Origin of the sequence: Mycobacterium sp. 663a-19 (genome assembly GCF_035616495.1) — a bacterium.
GTDB lineage: Bacteria > Actinomycetota > Actinomycetes > Mycobacteriales > Mycobacteriaceae > Mycobacterium.
In genome coordinates, this window is record NZ_JAPJAV010000001.1 from 38,984 (window position 1) to 57,280 (window position 18,297).

General features: G+C 67.7%; 17 protein-coding genes. 12 read left to right on the forward strand and 5 right to left on the reverse strand.

Translation table 11 applies throughout. From position 1 onward, the window contains the following. The first annotated feature begins 154 nt into the window (after positions 1-154). The 10 genes from OQ968_RS00205 to OQ968_RS00250 are packed head-to-tail and all read left to right on the forward strand — an operon-like array spanning position 155 to position 10,581. Complete coding sequence (locus tag OQ968_RS00205; protein WP_324673502.1) at positions 155-919, forward strand: ABC transporter permease; 765 nt, start codon at positions 155-157, stop codon at positions 917-919. Positions 920-938: 19 nt separating this feature from the next. Then, complete coding sequence (locus tag OQ968_RS00210) at positions 939-1,784, forward strand: ABC transporter permease (protein ID WP_324673504.1); 846 nt, start codon at positions 939-941, stop codon at positions 1,782-1,784. A gap of 17 nt (positions 1,785-1,801) precedes the next feature. Beyond that, positions 1,802-3,004: an MCE family protein gene (locus OQ968_RS00215; RefSeq protein ID WP_324673506.1), complete on the forward strand. Its 1,203-nt coding sequence runs from the start codon at positions 1,802-1,804 to the stop codon at positions 3,002-3,004. Further along, positions 3,004-4,056 (forward strand): MCE family protein, encoded by a 1,053-nt coding sequence (locus OQ968_RS00220; protein WP_324673508.1) that lies wholly within the window; start codon positions 3,004-3,006, stop codon positions 4,054-4,056. The genes OQ968_RS00215 and OQ968_RS00220 overlap by 1 nt, the downstream gene beginning before the upstream one ends. Then, positions 4,046-5,110 carry a virulence factor Mce family protein gene (locus OQ968_RS00225; protein ID WP_324673510.1) on the forward strand — a complete coding sequence of 355 codons (1,065 nt, stop codon included), beginning with the start codon at positions 4,046-4,048 and terminating at the stop codon, positions 5,108-5,110. Before OQ968_RS00220 ends, OQ968_RS00225 begins: the two co-directional genes overlap by 11 nt. Continuing rightward, positions 5,107-6,498, forward strand: a complete 1,392-nt coding sequence (locus OQ968_RS00230) for a virulence factor Mce family protein (RefSeq protein WP_324673511.1) — start codon at positions 5,107-5,109, stop codon at positions 6,496-6,498. Before OQ968_RS00225 ends, OQ968_RS00230 begins: the two co-directional genes overlap by 4 nt. Beyond that, on the forward strand, positions 6,495-7,649 hold the full coding sequence (locus OQ968_RS00235; protein ID WP_324673513.1) for a virulence factor Mce family protein: 1,155 nt from the start codon (positions 6,495-6,497) through the stop codon (positions 7,647-7,649). Before OQ968_RS00230 ends, OQ968_RS00235 begins: the two co-directional genes overlap by 4 nt. Positions 7,650-7,659: 10 nt before the next feature. Further along, entirely contained in the window at positions 7,660-9,384 is a 1,725-nt protein-coding gene (locus tag OQ968_RS00240) for a virulence factor Mce family protein (protein WP_324673517.1), read from the forward strand. A gap of 12 nt (positions 9,385-9,396) precedes the next feature. Further along, positions 9,397-10,071: a mammalian cell entry protein gene (locus OQ968_RS00245; protein WP_324673519.1), complete on the forward strand. Its 675-nt coding sequence runs from the start codon at positions 9,397-9,399 to the stop codon at positions 10,069-10,071. Then, positions 10,072-10,581: a mammalian cell entry protein gene (locus OQ968_RS00250; RefSeq protein ID WP_420715798.1), complete on the forward strand. Its 510-nt coding sequence runs from the start codon at positions 10,072-10,074 to the stop codon at positions 10,579-10,581. A gap of 22 nt (positions 10,582-10,603) precedes the next feature. Here OQ968_RS00250 and OQ968_RS00255 read toward each other — a convergent pair whose 3' ends face one another. The 3 genes from OQ968_RS00255 to OQ968_RS00265 form a co-directional block, all read right to left on the reverse strand. Further along, entirely contained in the window at positions 10,604-11,182 is a 579-nt protein-coding gene (locus OQ968_RS00255; protein ID WP_324673521.1) for a hypothetical protein, read from the reverse strand. A gap of 81 nt (positions 11,183-11,263) precedes the next feature. Beyond that, positions 11,264-12,757, reverse strand: a complete 1,494-nt coding sequence (locus OQ968_RS00260; protein WP_324673523.1) for a trehalose-6-phosphate synthase — start codon at positions 12,755-12,757, stop codon at positions 11,264-11,266. Continuing rightward, the gene (locus OQ968_RS00265; RefSeq protein WP_324673525.1) at positions 12,758-12,922 is read right to left on the reverse strand and encodes a hypothetical protein; all 165 of its coding nucleotides are present in this window, start codon (positions 12,920-12,922) and stop codon (positions 12,758-12,760) included. Positions 12,923-13,099: 177 nt separating this feature from the next. On the opposite strand from OQ968_RS00265, the gene OQ968_RS00270 reads away from it, so the two are divergent. Next, a complete protein-coding gene (locus tag OQ968_RS00270) occupies positions 13,100-14,020 on the forward strand; it encodes an enoyl-CoA hydratase (RefSeq protein WP_324673527.1) in 921 nt (306 codons plus the stop codon). Positions 14,021-14,105: 85 nt separating this feature from the next. Further along, positions 14,106-14,936 (forward strand): SDR family oxidoreductase, encoded by an 831-nt coding sequence (locus OQ968_RS00275; RefSeq protein ID WP_324673529.1) that lies wholly within the window; start codon positions 14,106-14,108, stop codon positions 14,934-14,936. Here OQ968_RS00275 and OQ968_RS00280 read toward each other — a convergent pair. Continuing rightward, positions 14,919-16,508, reverse strand: a complete 1,590-nt coding sequence (locus OQ968_RS00280) for an FAD-binding protein (RefSeq protein ID WP_324673531.1) — start codon at positions 16,506-16,508, stop codon at positions 14,919-14,921. The genes OQ968_RS00275 and OQ968_RS00280 overlap by 18 nt on opposite strands. A gap of 38 nt (positions 16,509-16,546) precedes the next feature. Beyond that, a complete protein-coding gene (locus OQ968_RS00285) occupies positions 16,547-18,187 on the reverse strand; it encodes an NAD(P)/FAD-dependent oxidoreductase (protein WP_324673533.1) in 1,641 nt (546 codons plus the stop codon). Between the last annotated feature and the right edge of the window lie 110 nt (positions 18,188-18,297).

The window sequence follows — 18,297 nt, forward strand, 5'->3', positions numbered from 1 at the left end:
AAATTAACGCTTTGGATAGAGAAATGCCGTTCATTGACACGGTGAACTTCTTCTGAGTTAATATGATCCGGCTCACACCGAGCCGCTTGTGTCCGAAGGCCGCGCTAAGGCGAAACGTAGGCTTCGCCGCGAGCAGCAGAGGGGGGTGCGTAAGTTGAGGCAACAACTTGCGGTCCCGGCTCGCGCCGTCGGCGGCTTCTTCGAAATGATGATCGACACGGGCCGCGCGGCTTTCCGGCGGCCCTTCCAATTCGGCGAGTTCCTGGACCAGACGTGGATGATCGCCCGCGTGTCGCTGGTCCCCACGCTGCTGGTGTCCATCCCCTTCACCGTCCTGGTGGCGTTCACCCTCAACATCCTGCTGCGTGAGATCGGTGCGGCCGACTTGTCGGGCGCCGGAACGGCGTTCGGCACCATCACCCAGCTGGGCCCGGTGGTGACCGTGCTCGTCGTGGCCGGCGCCGGCGCCACGGCGATCTGCGCCGACCTGGGTGCCCGCACCATCCGCGAGGAGATCGACGCGATGCGGGTGCTGGGCATCGACCCGATCCAACGGCTCGTCGTGCCAAGGGTTTTGGCGTCCACCGTGGTCGCGCTGCTGCTCAACGGGCTGGTGTGCGCCATCGGCTTGTCCGGCGGTTACGTGTTCTCCGTCTTTCTTCAGGGCGTCAACCCGGGCGCGTTCATCAACGGGCTGACCGTGCTCACCGGGCTGCGCGAGCTGGTGCTCGCCGAGGTCAAGGCGCTGCTGTTCGGCGTGATGGCCGGGCTCGTCGGGTGTTACCGCGGCCTGACGGTCAAGGGTGGGCCCAAGGGCGTCGGCAACGCCGTCAACGAAACCGTCGTGTACGCGTTCATCTGCCTGTTCGTCATCAACGTGGTGATGACCGCCATCGGCGTGCGGATCACGGCGAAGTGACGGGACGAGTGAGCAACCGATGAGCTACGACGTGACTTACCGGTTGCGCAACGCGGTGTCGAGGGTGCTGCAGGGGCCGGTCGACGACTTCGGTGAGCAGGCGTTGTTCTACGGCCAAACCCTGCGCTACGTCCCCAACGCGCTCACCCGGTACCGCAGGGAGACGATCCGCAACATCGCCGAGATGACGCTGGGCGCAGGCGCTCTCGTCATGATCGGCGGCACGGTCGGGGTCGCGGCCTTCCTGACGCTGGCCTCCGGCGGCGTCATCGCCGTGCAGGGCTATTCGTCGCTGGGCAACATCGGCATCGAGGCGCTGACCGGGTTCCTGTCGGCGTTCCTCAACGTGCGCGTCGTCGCCCCGGTGATCGCGGGCATCGCGTTGGCGGCCACCATCGGCGCCGGCGCCACCGCCCAATTGGGTGCCATGCGGGTGTCCGAGGAGATCGACGCCGTCGAATGCATGGCGGTGCACTCGGTTTCCTACCTGGTGTCCACTCGGCTGATCGCCGGCCTCATCGCGATCGTCCCGCTGTATTCGCTGTCGGTGCTCGCCGCGTTCTTCGCCGCCCGCTTCACCACGGTGTACATCAACGGGCAGTCCAAGGGGCTTTACGACCACTACTTCAATACGTTCCTCATACCGTCCGACCTACTGTGGTCGTTCCTGCAGGCGATCGTCATGTCCATCGCGGTGATGCTCGTCCACACCTATTACGGCTACAACGCGCACGGCGGGCCGGTCGGCGTCGGCATCGCGGTCGGCCAGGCGGTGCGGACATCGCTGATCGTCGTCGTCGTCATCACTTTGTTCATCTCGCTCGCCGTCTACGGCGCGTCGGGTAACTTCAACCTCTCCGGATAAGGGGCCGCTCACAAGACATGGCAGAAGGCGAATCGCGACGCAGCACAGTCCGGCTGGCAGCAGCGCTGCTGGCCGGATTGATCGTGGCGTTCACCGCCCTGACATATCTGTCCTACACGGCGGCTTTCGCCTCGACCGACACCGTCACCGTCTGGTCCAAACGGGCCGGGCTGGTAATGGACAAGGGCGCCAAGGTCAAATACCGCGGCATCCAGATCGGCAAGGTGTCCGACATCGCCCACAAGGACGACCAGGCCCGGCTGACGCTGGCCATCAACAGCGACCAGATGCATTTCATCCCTTCCAACGCGACGGTGCACATCGCGGGCAACACCATCTTCGGGGCCAAGTCGGTGGAATTCATTCCGCCCCCGACGCCCTCGCCGACGTCGCTGCGCCCGGACGCGCAAGTCGAGGCGTCGGCGGTGGCGCTGGAAGTCAACACCTTGTTCCAGTCGCTGATCAACCTCCTGCACAAGGTCGACCCGGTCGAGCTGAACGGCACGCTGAGCGCGTTGGCCGAGGGCCTGCGCGGGCACGGTGACGACTTCGGTTCCCTGCTGTCGGGGCTGAATACCCTGACGCGGCAAGCGAACCCGAAGCTGCCCGCCCTGCAGGAGGACTTCCGCAAAACCGGCATCGTCACCAACAACTACGCCGACGCCGCGCCCGACCTGAACACGATCATCGACAACCTGCCGACGATCAACAAGACGGTTGTGGACCAGCAGCACAACCTCGACGACACGCTGTTGGCGACGATCGGCCTGGCCAACAACGCCTATGAGACGTTGGAGCCGGCCGAGCAGAACTTCATCGACGCCATCAACCGGCTGCGGGCGCCGATCAAGGTCGCCCACGACTACTCGCCGGAATTCGGCTGCCTGTTCGCCGGAATCGAGCGGGGCATCAAGGAATTCGCCCCCCTGCTCGGCGTTCGCAAGGCGGGCCTGTTCACGTCGTCGAGCTTCGTGCTGGGCGCGCCGTCGTACACCTATCCGGAGTCGCTGCCCATCGTCAACGCCTCCGGAGGCCCGAATTGCCGCGGGCTGCCGGACATCCCGACCAAGCAGACCGGCGGGTCGTTCTATCGCGCGCCGTTCCTGGTCACCGACAACGCCAACATCCCGTACGAGCCGTTCACCGAGCTTCAGTTCGACGCGCCCTCGACGCTGCAGTTCTTGTTCCACGGCTCCTTCGCGGAACGGGACGACTTCTGATGGCGGCGTCGGGCATGCCGTCGCACCGGTCGATGGTGATCAAGGTCAGCATCTTCGCCGTGGCCATGCTGATCGTCGCGTCGGGCCTGGTGGTGATCTTCGGTGACTTCCGCTTCGGTGACGAAAACACTTACCATGCAACCTTTACCGACGTGACGAAGTTGAAGGCCGGCCAGAAGGTGCGCATCGCCGGGGTGCCGGTCGGTTCGGTGACCGGCATAAAGCTCAACCCGGACAACACCGTCGACGTGGCGTTCGGGGTCGCCCGGCGCTACACGCTGTATTCGTCGACGCGTGCGGTGATCCGGTACGAGAACCTGGTCGGCGACCGGTTCCTGGAGATCACCTCGGGCCCTGGGGAACTGCGCAAGCTGGCGCCCGGCGGCACGATCAACTCCCAACACACCCAGCCCGCCCTGGATCTCGATGCGCTGTTGGGCGGGTTACGGCCACTGGTCAAGGGTTTGGATGCCGACAAGGTCAACACCATCAGCAGCGCGGTCATCCAGCTGTTGCAGGGCCAGGGCGGAGCGTTGTCGAACGTGCTGGCCGACACCAGCGCCTTCTCGACGGCGCTGGGCCAGCGCGACCAGCTGATCGGTGACACGATCATCAACCTCAACACGGTGCTGGGCACCGTCGACCAAAAAAGCGCGCAGTTCTCCGCCAGCGTCGACCAGCTGCAGCAGTTGATCACCGGGCTGGCCAAGAACACCGACGCGATCGCCGGGGCGATTCCGCCGCTGGCGTCGACGACGACGGATTTGACTGAGCTGCTGAAGAATTCGCGCCGGCCCCTGCAGGGCATCCTGGAAAACACCCGGCCGCTGGCGACCGAGCTGGACGACCGAAAGGCCGAGGTGAACAACGACGTCGAGCAACTGGGCGAGGATTACCTGCGGCTTGCGGCGCTGGGCGCGTACGGGTCCTTCTTCAACATCTACTTCTGCTCCGTGTCGATCAAGATCAATGGGCCGGCCGGCAGCGACATCCTGATCCCCATGGGCGGCCAGGTGGATCCGAGCAAGGGGAGGTGCGCTTTTGCCAAGTAACGCAAGGCGTGAACGTGACCCCCTGCGCACCGGCATCTTCGGCGTGGTGCTCGTGGTGTGCGTCGTATTGCTCGCATTCGGCTACGCCGGCTTGCCGTTCTGGCCGCAGGGCAAGACGTACGACGCCTATTTCACCGACGCCGGCGGCATCTCGCCCGGCAACTCGGTTTACGTCTCGGGTTTGAAGGTCGGCAAGGTGTCCTCCGTCGGCCTGGCCGGCGACAGCGCCAAGGTGACGTTCAGCGTGGACCGGCACGTCGCCGTCGGTGACCAGTCACTGGCCGCGATCCGCACCGACACCATCCTCGGCGAGCGTTCGATCTCGGTGACCCCGGCCGGCTCCGGCAAGGCGACCACCATTCCGCTGAGCCGGACGACCACCCCGTACACGTTGGCCGGCGCGCTCGAGGATCTGGGTCACAACGCGAACGATCTGGACAAGCCGCGTTTCGAGCAGTCCCTGAACGTGCTCACCGATACGCTGCGCGACGCCACCCCGGAGCTGCGCGGAGCGCTCGACGGCGTGGCATCGCTGTCGCGCACCCTGAACCGCCGCGACGAGGCGCTGCAGGGGCTGCTGGCGCACGCGAAGTCGGTGACGGCGGTGCTGTCGCAGCGCGCGGATCAGGTCAACAAGCTGGTCACCGACGGCAACGAGTTGTTCGCCGCGCTCGACGAGCGCCGCGCCGCGCTGGGACAGTTGATCTCGGGCATCAGCGGTCTGTCCGAACAGATCTCGGGCTTCGTCGCCGACAACCGCAGGGAGTTCGGCCCGGCCCTGAGCAAGCTCAACTTGGTGCTGAGCAACCTCAACGAACGCCGCGACTACATCACCGAGGCGCTCAAACGACTGCCCACCTATGCCACCGAACTGGGCGAGGTGGTCGGGTCCGGACCGGGATTCAACGTCAACGTGTTCAGCGTGCTTCCCGCGCCGATGATGGCGATGGTCTTCGACTTCTTCTACCAGCCCGGCAAGCTGCCGGCCAGCCTGTCGGACTACCTGCGCGGGTTGATTCAGGAACGCTGGATCATCAGGCCGAAATCGCCATGAGAAGGATCGCCGGCAGCAGGGGGCTGCGCTACGCCACCGTCATCGCGCTGGTCGCGGTGTTGGTGGGGGGCGTGTATGTGCTTTCCTCGCAAGCCAACAACCGAACCGTCGTCGGCTACTTCACCTCCGCCGTGGGGCTCTATCCCGGGGACCAGGTGCGCGTCCTCGGCGTTCCCGTCGGCTCGATCGACACGATCGAACCGCGGCCCACCGACGTGAAGATCACCATGTCGGTGTCCAGGGACGTGAAGATCCCCAGGGACGCCAAGGCCGTCATCATCTCGCCGAACCTGGTGTCGGCGCGATTCATTCAGCTCACCCCGGCATACACCGGCGGGGCGGCGCTGCCCGACGGCGCAAGCATTGACCTGAATCACACCGCGGTCCCGGTGGAGTGGGACGAGGTGAAACAGGCGCTGACGCAGTTGGCCGTCCAGCTGGGTCCGACGACGGCGTCGGCGCAGGGGCCGTTGGGCAGGGCGATCAACCAGGCCGCGGACACGCTGGACGGCAAGGGCGAGTCGTTCCACAACGCCTTGCGTGAACTGTCGCAAGCCGCTGGGCGCCTGGGGGATTCGCGCAGCGACATTTTCGGCACCGTCAAGAACCTGCAGGTGCTGGTCAACGCCCTGTCGAACAGCAACGAACAGATCGTGCAGTTCGCCGGGCACGTCGCGTCGGTGTCGCAGGTGCTCGCCGACAGCTCGCGCCACCTGGACAACACCCTGGGCACGCTGAACCAGGCGCTCTCGGACATCCGGGGATTCCTGCACGAAAACAACTCGACGATCATCGATACGGTCAACAACCTCAACGACCTGGCGCAGACGCTGAGCGACCAGAGCGACAACATCGAGCAGGTGCTGCACGTCGCCGGCCCCGGTATCGCCAACTTCTACAACATCTATGACCCCGCCCAGGGCACGCTGAACGGCCTGTTGTCGATACCGGAGTTCGCCAACCCGGTGCAATTCATCTGCGGCGGCTCCTTCGAGACCGCCGGCGGCCCGGAGGCGCCCGACTACTTCAGGCGCGCCGAGCTCTGTCGCGAGCGGCTGGGCCCCGTGCTGCGCCGCCTCGCCGTGAACTACCCGCCGGTGATGTTCCACCCGCTCAACACGATCACCGCCTACAAGGGCCAGATCATCTACGACACCCCGGAAACCCAGGCCAAGGCGGCCACCCCGATTCCGCAGCTGACCTGGATACCGGCGCAGGGTCCGCACCCGGCGCCGCCGGCGGCGAACCCTGCTGATCTGCAGAGCCTGCTCCTTCCGACCGCGCCGCAAGCGGGTCCCCCGCCGGGCTCCGCGTTCGGTCCCCTGCCCGGCCCCCCGCCGAACGCACCCGGCCCGCCGGCGCCGACCGATCAGGCCGGTGGCGGATGAATCGGATCTGGTTGCGCGGCAGCGCTTTAGCGGCGGGCAGCGTGCTGCTGGCCGGTTGCCAATTCGGCGGGCTGAACTCGCTGGTGATGCCGGGGACGGCCGGTCACGGCAGCGGCGCGTACACCGTCACCGTCGAGATGCCCGACGTGGCGACGCTGCCGCAGAACTCGCCGGTGATGGTCGACGACGTCACCGTCGGCAGCGTCTCCGGCATTTCGGCCGAGCAACGTGCCGACGGATCCTTCTATGCCGCAGTGAAGTTGGCGTTGAACAAGGACGTCGTGTTGCCCGCCAACGCCACCGCGACGGTCGCCCAGACGTCGCTGCTGGGTTCGATGCACATCGACCTGGCTCCCCCCAAGGGCAAGCCGGCCACCGGCCGACTGAAGGGCGGGTCCACGATCTCGGAGGCCAACACGGGCCGCTATCCCACCACCGAAGAGGTGCTGTCGGCCCTCGGCGTGGTGGTGAACAAGGGCAATCTCGGTGCGCTGGAAGAGATCACCGACGAGACCTACCAGGCCTTCGCCGGCCGGCAGGACCAGTTCGTCGACCTGGTCCCCAGGCTGGCGGAGCTGACCGCCGGACTCAACCGGCAGGTCAACGACATCATCGATGCGGTCGACGGGTTGAACCGCTTCTCCGCGACCCTGGCGCGCGACAAGGACAACCTGGGCCGGGCGCTGGACACGCTGCCCGAGGCGCTTCGCGTGCTCAACAAGAACCGCCCGCACATCGTCGAAGCGTTCGCCGCGCTGAAGAAGCTGGCGCTGGTGACCTCCAACGTGCTGGCGAAAACCAAGGTGGACTTCGCCGAGGACCTCAAGGGCCTGTATTCGGTCGCCAAGACGCTCAACGACAACCGGAAGAACTTCGTCACCTCGCTGCAGCTGCTGCTGACGTTCCCGTTCCCCAACTTCGGCATCAAGCAGGCCGTGCGCGGCGACTACCTGAACGTCTTCACCACCTTCGACCTCACCCTGCGCCGAATCGGTGAAACGTTCTTCACCACAGCGTATTTCGACCCGAACATGGCCCACATGAACGAGATCCTCAACCCGCCCGATTTCTTGACCGGCGAGATGGCCAACCTGTCCGGACAGGCGGCCGACCCGTTCAAGATTCCGCCCGGCACGGCTTCAGGGCAGTAGGGCGGCAGAGATGATCGACAGACTGACCAGGGTCCAGCTCGCCATATTCGCGGTGATCACCGCGATCACGCTGACCGTCATGGCGGTCTTCTACCTGCGGCTGCCGGCCACGTTCGGCATCGGCACCTACGGCGTGAGCGCCGACTTCGTCGCGGGCGGCGGGCTGTACAAGAACGCCAACGTCACCTACCGGGGCGTCGCGGTCGGCCGGGTGGAGTCGGTGGGGCTCAACCCCAACGGCGTCACGGCCGAAATGCGGCTCAACAGCGGCACGCCCATCCCGTCGAACGTCACCGCCACCGTCAAGAGCGTGTCGGCCGTCGGGGAGCAGTACATCGACCTGGTGCCGCCGAGCAGCCCGTCATCGGTCAAGTTGCGCAACGGATCTCGCATCGAACGGCAGAACACCCGGATCGGCCAGGACGTCGCCGACCTGTTGAAGCGGGCCGAGACACTGGTCAACAGCCTCGGCGACACCCGGTTGCGCGAGCTGCTGCACGAGACGTTCGTCGCGGCCAACGGCTCGGGGCCCGAACTGGCCCGGCTGATCGAATCCGCCCGGCTGCTGGTGGACGAGGCCAACGTCAACTATCCGCAAGTGTCGGAGCTGATCGATCAGGCGGGCCCGTTCCTGCAGGCCCAGATTCGCGCCGGCGCCGACATCAAGTCGCTGTCCGACGGGTTGGCGCGGTTCACCTCCGAGGTGCGCCAGGCCGACCCCCAGCTGCGCTCCACGCTGGCCACCGCCCCGGGCGCGGCCGACGAGGCCAGCACCGCGTTCTCCGGCATCCGCCCGTCATTCCCGGCGCTGGCCGCCAGCCTGGCCAACCTGGGCCGGGTCGGCGTGATCTACCACAAGTCGATCGAGCAGCTGCTGGTGGTGCTGCCCGCGTTGTTCGCCGCGATCACCACCGCCGCCGGCGGCACCCCGCAGGACGAGGGCGCCAAGCTGGACTTCAAGCTCGACCTGAACGACCCGCCGCCCTGCGCCGTCGGCTTCCTGCCGCCGCCGTTGATGCGGACGCCGGCCGACGAGACGGTGCGCGAGCTGCCGAAGGACATGTACTGCAAGGTCGCCCAGAACGACCCCAGCACCGTGCGCGGCGCGCGTAACTATCCGTGCCAGGAGTTCCCCGGCAAGCGGGCGCCGACGATCCAGCTGTGTCGCGACCCGAAGGGCTACGTGCCGGTGGGCCGCAACCCGTGGCGCGGTCCGCCGGTGCCCTACGACACGCCGGTGACCAACGGGCTGAACGTGTTGCCGCCCAACAAGTTCCCGTACATCCCGCCGGGCGCCGAACCCGATCCGGGCACCCCGATCGTCGGGCCGCCCCCGCCCGGTGTGGTCCCCGGGCCCGGGCCGCTGCCCAACCACCAGCCGGCCTACGCACCGCCGCCGCCCAACGACAACGGGCCGCCGCCGCCGTTCACGTCGTGGCAGCCGCCGGGGGTGCCGCCGGTGCCGCCCCAGCTGCCGTATCCGAAGTGGCTGCCGCCCCCGGCACCGCCGGAGGGGATCAATCCTCCGCCGGCGGGCCCGGGCCCGGAGAAGCCGTGGGGGCCGCCGCCGCCCGGTCAACCGCAGGCCAGCGGTCCGGCCTACGCCACCTACGACCAGCGCACGGGAGCCTTTGTGGACCCGGCGGGCGGCACTGGTATTTTCGCGCCCGGCGCCAGCGGCGCATCCAGCGCCGAGAATTGGGTGGACCTCATGCTTGATCCAAGGCCTCTCTAGTGGGAACGGGTAGTGACTGAGACGACGCAACGCGTGCGCCGGCGTGCATCGCGCGCGGCCGGGCCGGCGAAGGGCACGTCGGGCGAGGCCGTCACGGTCGACCTTCCGGCCGAGCCGAAGCCGGCCGCGAAACCGACCCTCAAGCCGGTCAAGCCGCCGCCGCGACGGCAGCCGAACCGCGTCCTGGTCGGATGGATCGCGGCCGCCGCCGCGCTGGTGGCGATCGCGGCGCTGGCGGGCGGGCTGGCGATCATGCTCGTCCAGCAGCGCCACGCCGAGGCCGCACAAGCCCGCGATCAGCGCTTCGTGGACACCGCCACGCAGACGGTGGTCAACATGTTCAGCTACAAGCAGGACAACATCGACGAGAGCGTGAACCGGTTCTACAACGGCACCAGCGGCCCGCTGCGCGGCATGCTCGGCGCCAACAACAACATCGAGAACCTCAAGGGCATCTTCCGCTCGACCAATGCCACATCGGAGGCCGTCATCAACGGCGCCGCCCTGGAGGGCATCGACTCGGTCACCGACAACGCCTCGGTGCTCGTGTCGGTGCGGGTCACGGTGGCCGACATCGACGGCGTCAACAAGCCGTCCATGCCGTATCGGCTGCGGGTGATCGTGCACGAGGACGAGCGGGGCCACATGACCGGCTACGACCTGAAGTATCCCGACGGGGGCAACTAGATGGCTCGGCCGCGCCGGGCCCGGGTCCTGCGGTGGCTGCTGCTCGCCGCGGGCTACCTGGCGGTGGCGACCGTCGTCGGGTTGTCGGCGGCGGGCGGCTGGTTCTACTGGGAGCGGGTGCAGACCCGCGGCGAGGAGGCGGCGCGGGCGGTGTTGCCCAAGTTGGCATCCAAGGAGATCCCGGAGGTGTTCGCCTACGACTACCAGACCGTCGAGCGCAGCCTCTCCGCCGCCTACCCGCTGCTGACCCCCGAATATCGCCAGGAGTTTCAGAAGAGCGCCAACACCCAGATCATCCCGGAGGCCAAGAAGCGCGAGGTGGTGGTCCAGGCCAACGTCGTGGGCGTGGGAGTCATGAGCGCCAAACGGGATTCGGCGTCGGTGATGGTCTACATGAACCGCACGGTGACCGACAAGTCACGCCAGCCGCTCTACGACGGCAGCCGGCTGCGCGTGGACTTCAAGAAGGTCGGCAAGCAATGGCTGATCGCCTACATCACGCCGATCTAGCAGCGCACGATCCAGCCGGCGTTCAGTAGCACATCGCAATCCCGTTGCAGTACAACGGGTAACGCTGGATCGGGCTGGGCGGCGGCCCGCTCATCTGCAACGAGAACGGCTGCTTTTTCATCTCCGGCTGCATCCCGCAGACGGGGCCGTGCAGGCTGGTGTGGGTGCCGCTCATGTTCTCGTCGCTGAACGAATAGGTCTCGGTGGACGGCGCGGTGCCGCCGCCCGGGCATGACACGCCGTCGGGCTTGTCCACCTTGAAGGTCCACAGCATGCTCGAGTAGCGCGCCCGGCCGCTGAAGTTCTGCAACTTGTCCGCGCGGCTGATCTGTTCGGGCGTCGAGCTCACGACGTTGAGGGCGCAGTTCATCGCGAACACGATCGGGTCGGAGTAGTCGTTCATGTTGCGGGTTCCCGACGGCTGATCGCACAGCGCCGTGATCGTCCAGGTAACCCCCGACACCCCGGCCTCGTTGTAGGTGTAGTTGCCGTCGGCGGGCGGCCCCACGGCGTGCGCCGGGTCACCCGACTCCAGCGCGATCCCGATTGCGACCGCCGAGAAGATGCCGGCGCCGGCGGCCAGTCCGCGACGGAGATTCACAGTGCCCTCCCTTCGGGCCTTGCCTCACTGCTGCATCGAGTATCACAGCGTTCGGGTCGCGACACCATGGGTTCTCCCGCGCTACTTGGCGGCCGGGGGATTGGCCTCGGCGAGCGCATCCAGGAACGACCGTGCCCAGCGGTCCACGTCATGGGCGAGCACCTGGCGGCGCAGCGCGCGCATCCGGCGCCGGCCCTCTTCGACCGGCTGGTTCATGGCTGCCTCGATCGCGTCTTTGACGCCTTCGAGGTCGTGCGGGTTGACCAGGTAGGCCTGCCGGAGTTCGGACGCGGCGCCGGTGAACTCGGACAGGACCAGCGCGCCGCCGAGGTCGCTGCGGCAGGCCACGTACTCCTTGGCCACCAGGTTCATCCCGTCGCGCAGCGGCGTGACCAGCATGACGTCGCTGGCCACGAAGAAGGCCACCAGTTCGTCGCGGGGGACCGGGCGGTGCAGGTAATGCACCACCGGATGACCGACCTCGGCGTATTCGCCGTTGATGTGGCCGACCTGGCGTTCGATGTCGTTGCGCAGGATCTGGTAGCTCTCCACGCGTTCGCGGCTCGGCGTCGCCAGCTGCACCAGCACGGTGTCGTCGCGTTTGGCGCGGCCCTCGGCGAGCAGCTCGGAAAAGGCTTTCAGCCGGACGTCGATGCCCTTGGTGTAGTCCAGCCGGTCGACGCCGAGCAGGGTCTTGCGGGGGTTGCCGAGTTCGGCGCGGATCTCGCGGGCGCGGCGCCTGATGTTGCGGTCGCGCGCCGCGTGGTCGAGCGCCCCGGAGTCGATGGAGATGGGAAAGGCGCCCACCCGAATGGTGCGGGAGTCCAGCGCCACCTCACCGAACCGCGACCGCACGCCGACCGCTCCCCGCGACGTGCTGGCCCCGACCAGCCGCCGCGACAGGAACAGGAAGTTCTGGGCGCCGCCGGCCAGGTGAAAGCCCACCAGGTCGGCGCCCAGCAGGCCCTCGATGATCTCGGTGCGCCACGGCAACTGCATGAACAGCTCCACGGGCGGGAACGGGATGTGCAGAAAGAAACCGATGGTCAGGTCGGGCCGCAAGGTGCGCAGCATCTTCGGGACCAGTTGCAGTTGGTAGTCCTGGACCCAGACCGTGCCGCCCTCGGCGGCGGCGCGGGACGCGGCCTCGGCGAAGCGGCGGTTGACGTCGACGTAGCGCTCCCACCATTCGCGGTGGTAGATCGGCTTGACGATGACGTCGTGATACAGCGGCCACAGCGTGGCGTTGGAAAAGCCCTCGTAGTACTTGGCGACGTCGTCGGCGGACAGCCGTACCGGATGAAGTTGCAGCTCGTCCAGGGTGATGGGCTCGTCGGCCACGTCCACGGGGTCGTCGGCTTGCTCGGCTACCAGGCCCGGCCAGCCCACCCAGGCCCCGCGCCGCCGGCGCAGCAGCGGCTCCAGCGCGGTGACCAGTCCGCCGGGGCTGCGTTTCCACGTGGTGCTGCCGTCGGGGAGCCGCTCGAGATCGACGGGCAGCCGATTGGCGACCACCACGAAGTCGGAATCCCCGTAGTGCCTACTTTTCGACTTCTGGCCTCCCCTGGAAGCCATTTACGTGTCGAGTTTCGCCGGTCCAATACCGAGCATGGACAAGAAAATGCGGCACTCGTCGGCGTCGTTGGCATACGCTGCGACGACTCGCCTGGCCTGGCGCGCGGTGCTGTCGGCCAGCGGCTCCACGTCGCCGATTTCGCCAGGGTCAGATTTCGTAGGCATGACATAACTCTATGCGACGCGAATATTTGCCCGCAGCCATCTCGCCAGGTCACTTGGCTCGGGTGCGGTAACGAGGCGTTTGCCAGGACTTTTCGATCCCCCTCCGCGCCGCTTACACACCGGCCGTAATGTGTAAACAACGCGGAACGTACAACCAATGCACATGAGGTGGGCGCAATGACACTCTCCGAGCAAGCCGACGCCGCGGCCAGCGCCGGCGCCGATGAGCTGGTTTCCTATGAAACCCTCGACGAGGGCCGCATCGCCCGGATCTGGCTCAACCGGCCCGAAGCGCACAACGCGCAGAGCCGCGGCCTGCTGATCCAGCTCGACGAGGCGTTCCTGCGCGCCGAGGCCGACGACACCGTTCGGGTCGTGATCCTGGCGGCGCGCGGCCGCAACTTCTCCGCGGGCCACGACCTGGGCTCGGAGCTGGCGATCGCCGAGCGCAGCCAGCTGCCGAGCTTCCGCATCAACGGCGGGACCCGCGACCCCATCGCGGAGAAGATCTACCTGCAGGAGTGGCACTACTTCTTCCAAAACACCTGCCGCTGGCGGGATTTGCGCAAGATCACCATTGCCCAGGTCCAGGGCAACGCGATCTCGGCCGGCCTGATGCTGATCTGGGCCTGCGACCTGATAGTGGCCGCCGACAACGCCAAGTTCAGCGATGTGGTCGCGGTGCGCCTGGGGATGCCGGGCGTCGAATATTTCGGTCACCCTTGGGAATTCGGCCCGCGCAAGGCCAAGGAACTGCTGCTGACCGGTGATGCGCTGGACGCCGACGAGGCCTATCGGCTCGGCATGGTGTCGAAGGTATTCCCGGTCGACGAGCTGGCCGACAAGACTTTGGAATTCGCCCGGCGCATCGCCGACCGGCCCACGATGGCGGCGCTGCTCGTCAAGGACTCGGTCAACGCCGCCTCCGACGCGATGGGGTTCACCGAGGCACTACGGCACGCATTCCACATCCACGAATTGGGGCATGCGCACTGGGCCGCCCACAACGAGAACAGGTACGCGGTCGGCCAGCCGCCCGACGTCGAGGACTGGCGCGGCGCGAAACCGACGCAAGTGGCCCGCCGCGATACGCCCTAACCCACGGCGAGCAGACGCAAAAGTTCCCCTTCACCCGGCGTGTCGGGCGCTTATGTGTCTGCTCGCGCAGACTGAGGAGGCCCCTGTGCAGCTTTCTTTCGAAGACCGGACGTATCTGGTCACCGGCGGCGGCAGCGGAATCGGCAAGGGCGTCGCCGCGGGGCTGGTGTCGTCGGGCGCGTCCGTCATGATCGTCGGCCGCAACCCCGATCGGCTGGCCGCCGCCGTCAAGGACATCGAGGCGCTGCGGGCCGACGGCGTCGTCCGGTACGAGCCCGCCGACATCACCGACGAGGACGAGGCCGCCCGCGCGGTCGACGCCGCCGCGGCGTGGCACGGCCGGCTGCACGGCGTCGTGCACTGCGCGGGCGGGTCGGAGACCATCGGGCCGATCACCCAGATCGACTCGGAGGCGTGGCGGCGCACCGTCGACCTCAACGTCAACGGCACCATGTACGTCCTCAAGCACGCCGCGCGCGAACTGGTGCGCGGCGGCGGCGGGTCGTTCGTCGGGATCTCGTCGATCGCCGCCAGCAACACCCACCGCTGGTTCGGCGCGTACGGGGTCACCAAGTCGGCCGTCGACCACATGATGATGCTGGCCGCCGACGAGCTCGGCGCGTCCTGGGTGCGGGTCAACAGCGTCCGGCCGGGCCTGATCCGCACCGAGCTCGTCGCGCCCATCACCGAGTCGCCGGAGCTGAGCGCGGACTACGCCCAGTGCACGCCGCTGCCCCGGCCCGGCGAGGTCGAGGACGTCGCCAACCTGGCGATGTTCCTGCTCAGTGACGCGGCCGGCTGGATCACCGGGCAGTGCATCAACGTCGACGGCGGCCACATCCTGCGCCGCGGCCCCGACTTCTCCGCGATGCTGGAACCCGCGTTCGGCGCCGACGCGCTACGCGGGGTGGTCTGAGGCGCCTGTCCCATCGCCTTTCCCGTCGACGCGGTTCCGGGCCATGTCCCGCGCGGCCAGGTGACTGAACAGCATGCTGGTGCCGATCGGGTTGCCACCGCCGGGGTAGGCGGTGCCGCTCGGCGCGGCCATCGTGTTGCCCGCCGCGTACAGGCCGGGGATCGGCCTGCCGGACGTGTCGAGCACCCGCGCCGAGGCGTCGGTGCGCAGCCCGCCCTTGGTGCCGAGGTCGGAGATGCCGAACGCGGCAGCGTGGAACGGCCCCCGGTCGATCGAGACGAGCGGCGGTACGCCGTTGGAGAAGGCCCGGTCGTACGCCTCGTCGCCGCGGCCGAAATCGGCGTCGACACCGTCGGCGACGAACCCGTTGAATCGCCGCACGGTGGCTTCCAGATTCCGGGCCGGCACACCGATTTTCGTGGCCAGCCCCGCGAGCGTGTCGGCCGTGTGCCACAGCCCGGCCTCGACGTAGCGTTCCGGCTCGACCATCGCCACGTTGGTGGCCTTGACGGGCGGCGCGGCGCCCTCCTTGTCGTCGTAGATCATCCAGTACGGCAACGTGATCGAGCCGGCCTCCAGCTGTGCGACGATCTCGCGGCCCACCCGGTCGTACGGGGCGGACTCGTTGACGAACCGCCGCCCGTCCTGGTTGACGAAGATGCCGCCCGTGAACCAGAGCGCGAATGCCGAGCGCCCGTCCGGGTGGGTCATCCCGGGTGACCACCATGCCTGGTCCATCAGATCGGTGTCGGCGCCCACCGCGATGCCGGCCTCGTGGGCCCGGCCGAGGTTGCCCCACGACCCCATCGTGTCGCGGGCGTCGCCGGGCACGCGGTATTTGCGGCGCAGCTCCTCGTTGCCCTCGAAGCCACCGGCGGCCAGCAGCACACCGCGGCGGGCGCGGATCGCGCGGCGCTTCCCGTCGCTCTCGACGATCGCGCCGATCACCGCGTGATCACGCGTCACCAACTCGACCAGGGCGGTGTTCAGCCGCAGCGAAGCCGTGGGGTAGCGCCGAATCGCCTTGAGGAACCGGGCGATAAGCGCGCGGCCACCGATGAAGTAATCGTCCGGCTGCGCCGCGCCGAGCCGGTCCGCATCGAGCGGCCCGCGCACCAGGTTCCGCAGCTGCGGAGCCTCGGACACCGGCAACGGCTTGGCGACGATGTGTCGCCGACCGTCCGACCGCGCCTTCGGCGCCTTCCCGAAATAGTCGGGCCAGGGGAACACCTCGAACTGCAGGGCCTCGTCCCGCTCGAGGTACTCGATCAGCGGCGCGCCGCCGCGCACATAGGTTTCCTGTAGCTCGCGTGGCGTGCGATCGCCGACCACCGTGTGGTAGTACTCGAGCGCGTCCTCGATCGTGTCGTCCGTGCCGGCGCGCACCAGCACCGGGTTGCACGGGAACCACATGCCGCCGCCGCCGGAATAGGAAGTCGTGCCGCCGAACTTGTCGGTCGCCTCGACCAGGATGACGTCGAGCCCCTCGCGCGCCGCGGTGTACGCGCCCACGACGCCGCCGGCGCCCGACCCCGCCACCAGCACGTCGCACTCGTCGGTCCAGGTCACCATCGGCCCATTCTCCACACGCTGGCGCCCGTGGGGACTGCTCATTCTGCCGTGGGCTCGAGGACGTCGAATCCCTTGTAGCCGGCCGCGGCGACGTCGGCGATGATCTGCCCGTAGACCCCGAAGCCGCCGACGAACGGCATGAACACCCGGGGCTTGCCGGGGATGTTGGCGCCGAGGTACCACGAGTTCGCCCGCGGCATAAGCGTTTCGGCCGCACGCTCGGAGCATTCCCTGACCCAGTCGGCCGCCGCGTCGGCACGAGCCTCGATCGCAACCGCGCCGTGGGTGTCCAGATACCCGATGGCGTCGGCGATCCAATCGACGTGCAGCTCGGCGTGCAGCACCATGTTCGCCAGCACCGACGGGCTCCCGGCGCCGGCGATGTTGAACAGGTTCGGGAAGCCGGGGACGCCCAGGCCGAGATAGGTCACCGGACCCGCCGCCCAGGCCTCGTTCAGCGTCCGGCCGTCGCGGCCGACGATGCTCATCTTCTGCACCGATCCGGTCATCGCGTTGAATCCGGTGGCGAGCACCAGCGCGTCCAGCCGATAATAGGCGTCGGACGTGTGGATGCCCCCGGCGTCGATCCGCTGGATCGGGGTGGCCCTGATGTCGACCAGGTTCACATGGGGAAGGTTGAAGGTCTGGTAGTAGTTGTCGTCGGTGCAGATCCGTTTCGTGCCGATCGGGTGGTCCTTCGGAATCAACAGCTCGGCGACGGTCGGGTCGTCGATCACCGCGCGGACCTTCTCCTCCCAGAACAGGCGCGCGGTGTCGTTGGCCTCGATGCTCGACATCTGGTCCGGAAACGTCTTGGAGTACAGCACACCGCCCAGCCGCCAACGCTTCTCGTAGGCGGCCCGCCGCTCGTCGTCGGACACCTCCAGCGCGGACGTCGGGTGCGGCGTGTGGGGTGAACCGCCGCCGCTGAGCATCGACAGCCGGCGCCGTTCGGCATAGGTCGCCTTCTGCTCACGCACGGTCTCGTCGTCGAGCGGGACGTTGCCCGCGGGCACGCTGTAGTTGGCCGTGCGCTGGAAGACATGCAACCGCTCGGCCTGCCGCGCGATGCACGGAATCGCCTGAATCCCCGAGGATCCCGTTCCGATCACGCCGACCCGCTTACCGGTGAAGTCGACGGCCTCGTGCGGCCAGCGGCCGGTGTGGTAGACCGCGCCCGCGAACGAGTCCAAGCCCTCGATCGCCGGGATGTTGGCATTGGACAGCGGGCCCACGCCGAGCACGACGAACCGCGCCGACACCCGGTCGCCCGCGTCGGTGCGGACCTCCCAGCGCATGGTGGTCTCGTCCAGCACGACGTCGGTCACCCGGGTGCCGAACGTGATGTCGCGGCGCAGGTCGAAACGATCCGCGACGTGGCGCAGGTAGCTCAGGATTTCGGGCTGGGTCGCGTACTTCTCGCTCCATTCCCATTCCTGCTGCAGGTCGTCGTCGAAAGAGTACGAGTAGTCCACGCTTTCGACGTCACACCGCGCGCCCGGGTAGCGATTCCAGTACCAGACGCCGCCCACGTCGTCGGCCGACTCGAACACCCGCACGGCCAGGCCGTCGCTGCGGAACCGGTGCAGCGCGTAGAGCCCGGCGAAACCGGCGCCGACGACGACGACGTCCGCGGTCGACGGCGCGTCGGTCGCGGTCGGTGATGCCGTGGCGTCCACGTCGGCTGCCCTTCTGGTCGACAACGATCTCCGCCGGTGACGCTACGACCCCGCCGGGGGCGGCGACAGCCGTCCTCCCGCTGAGCGGATCATCGCTCGCGCGAACACAG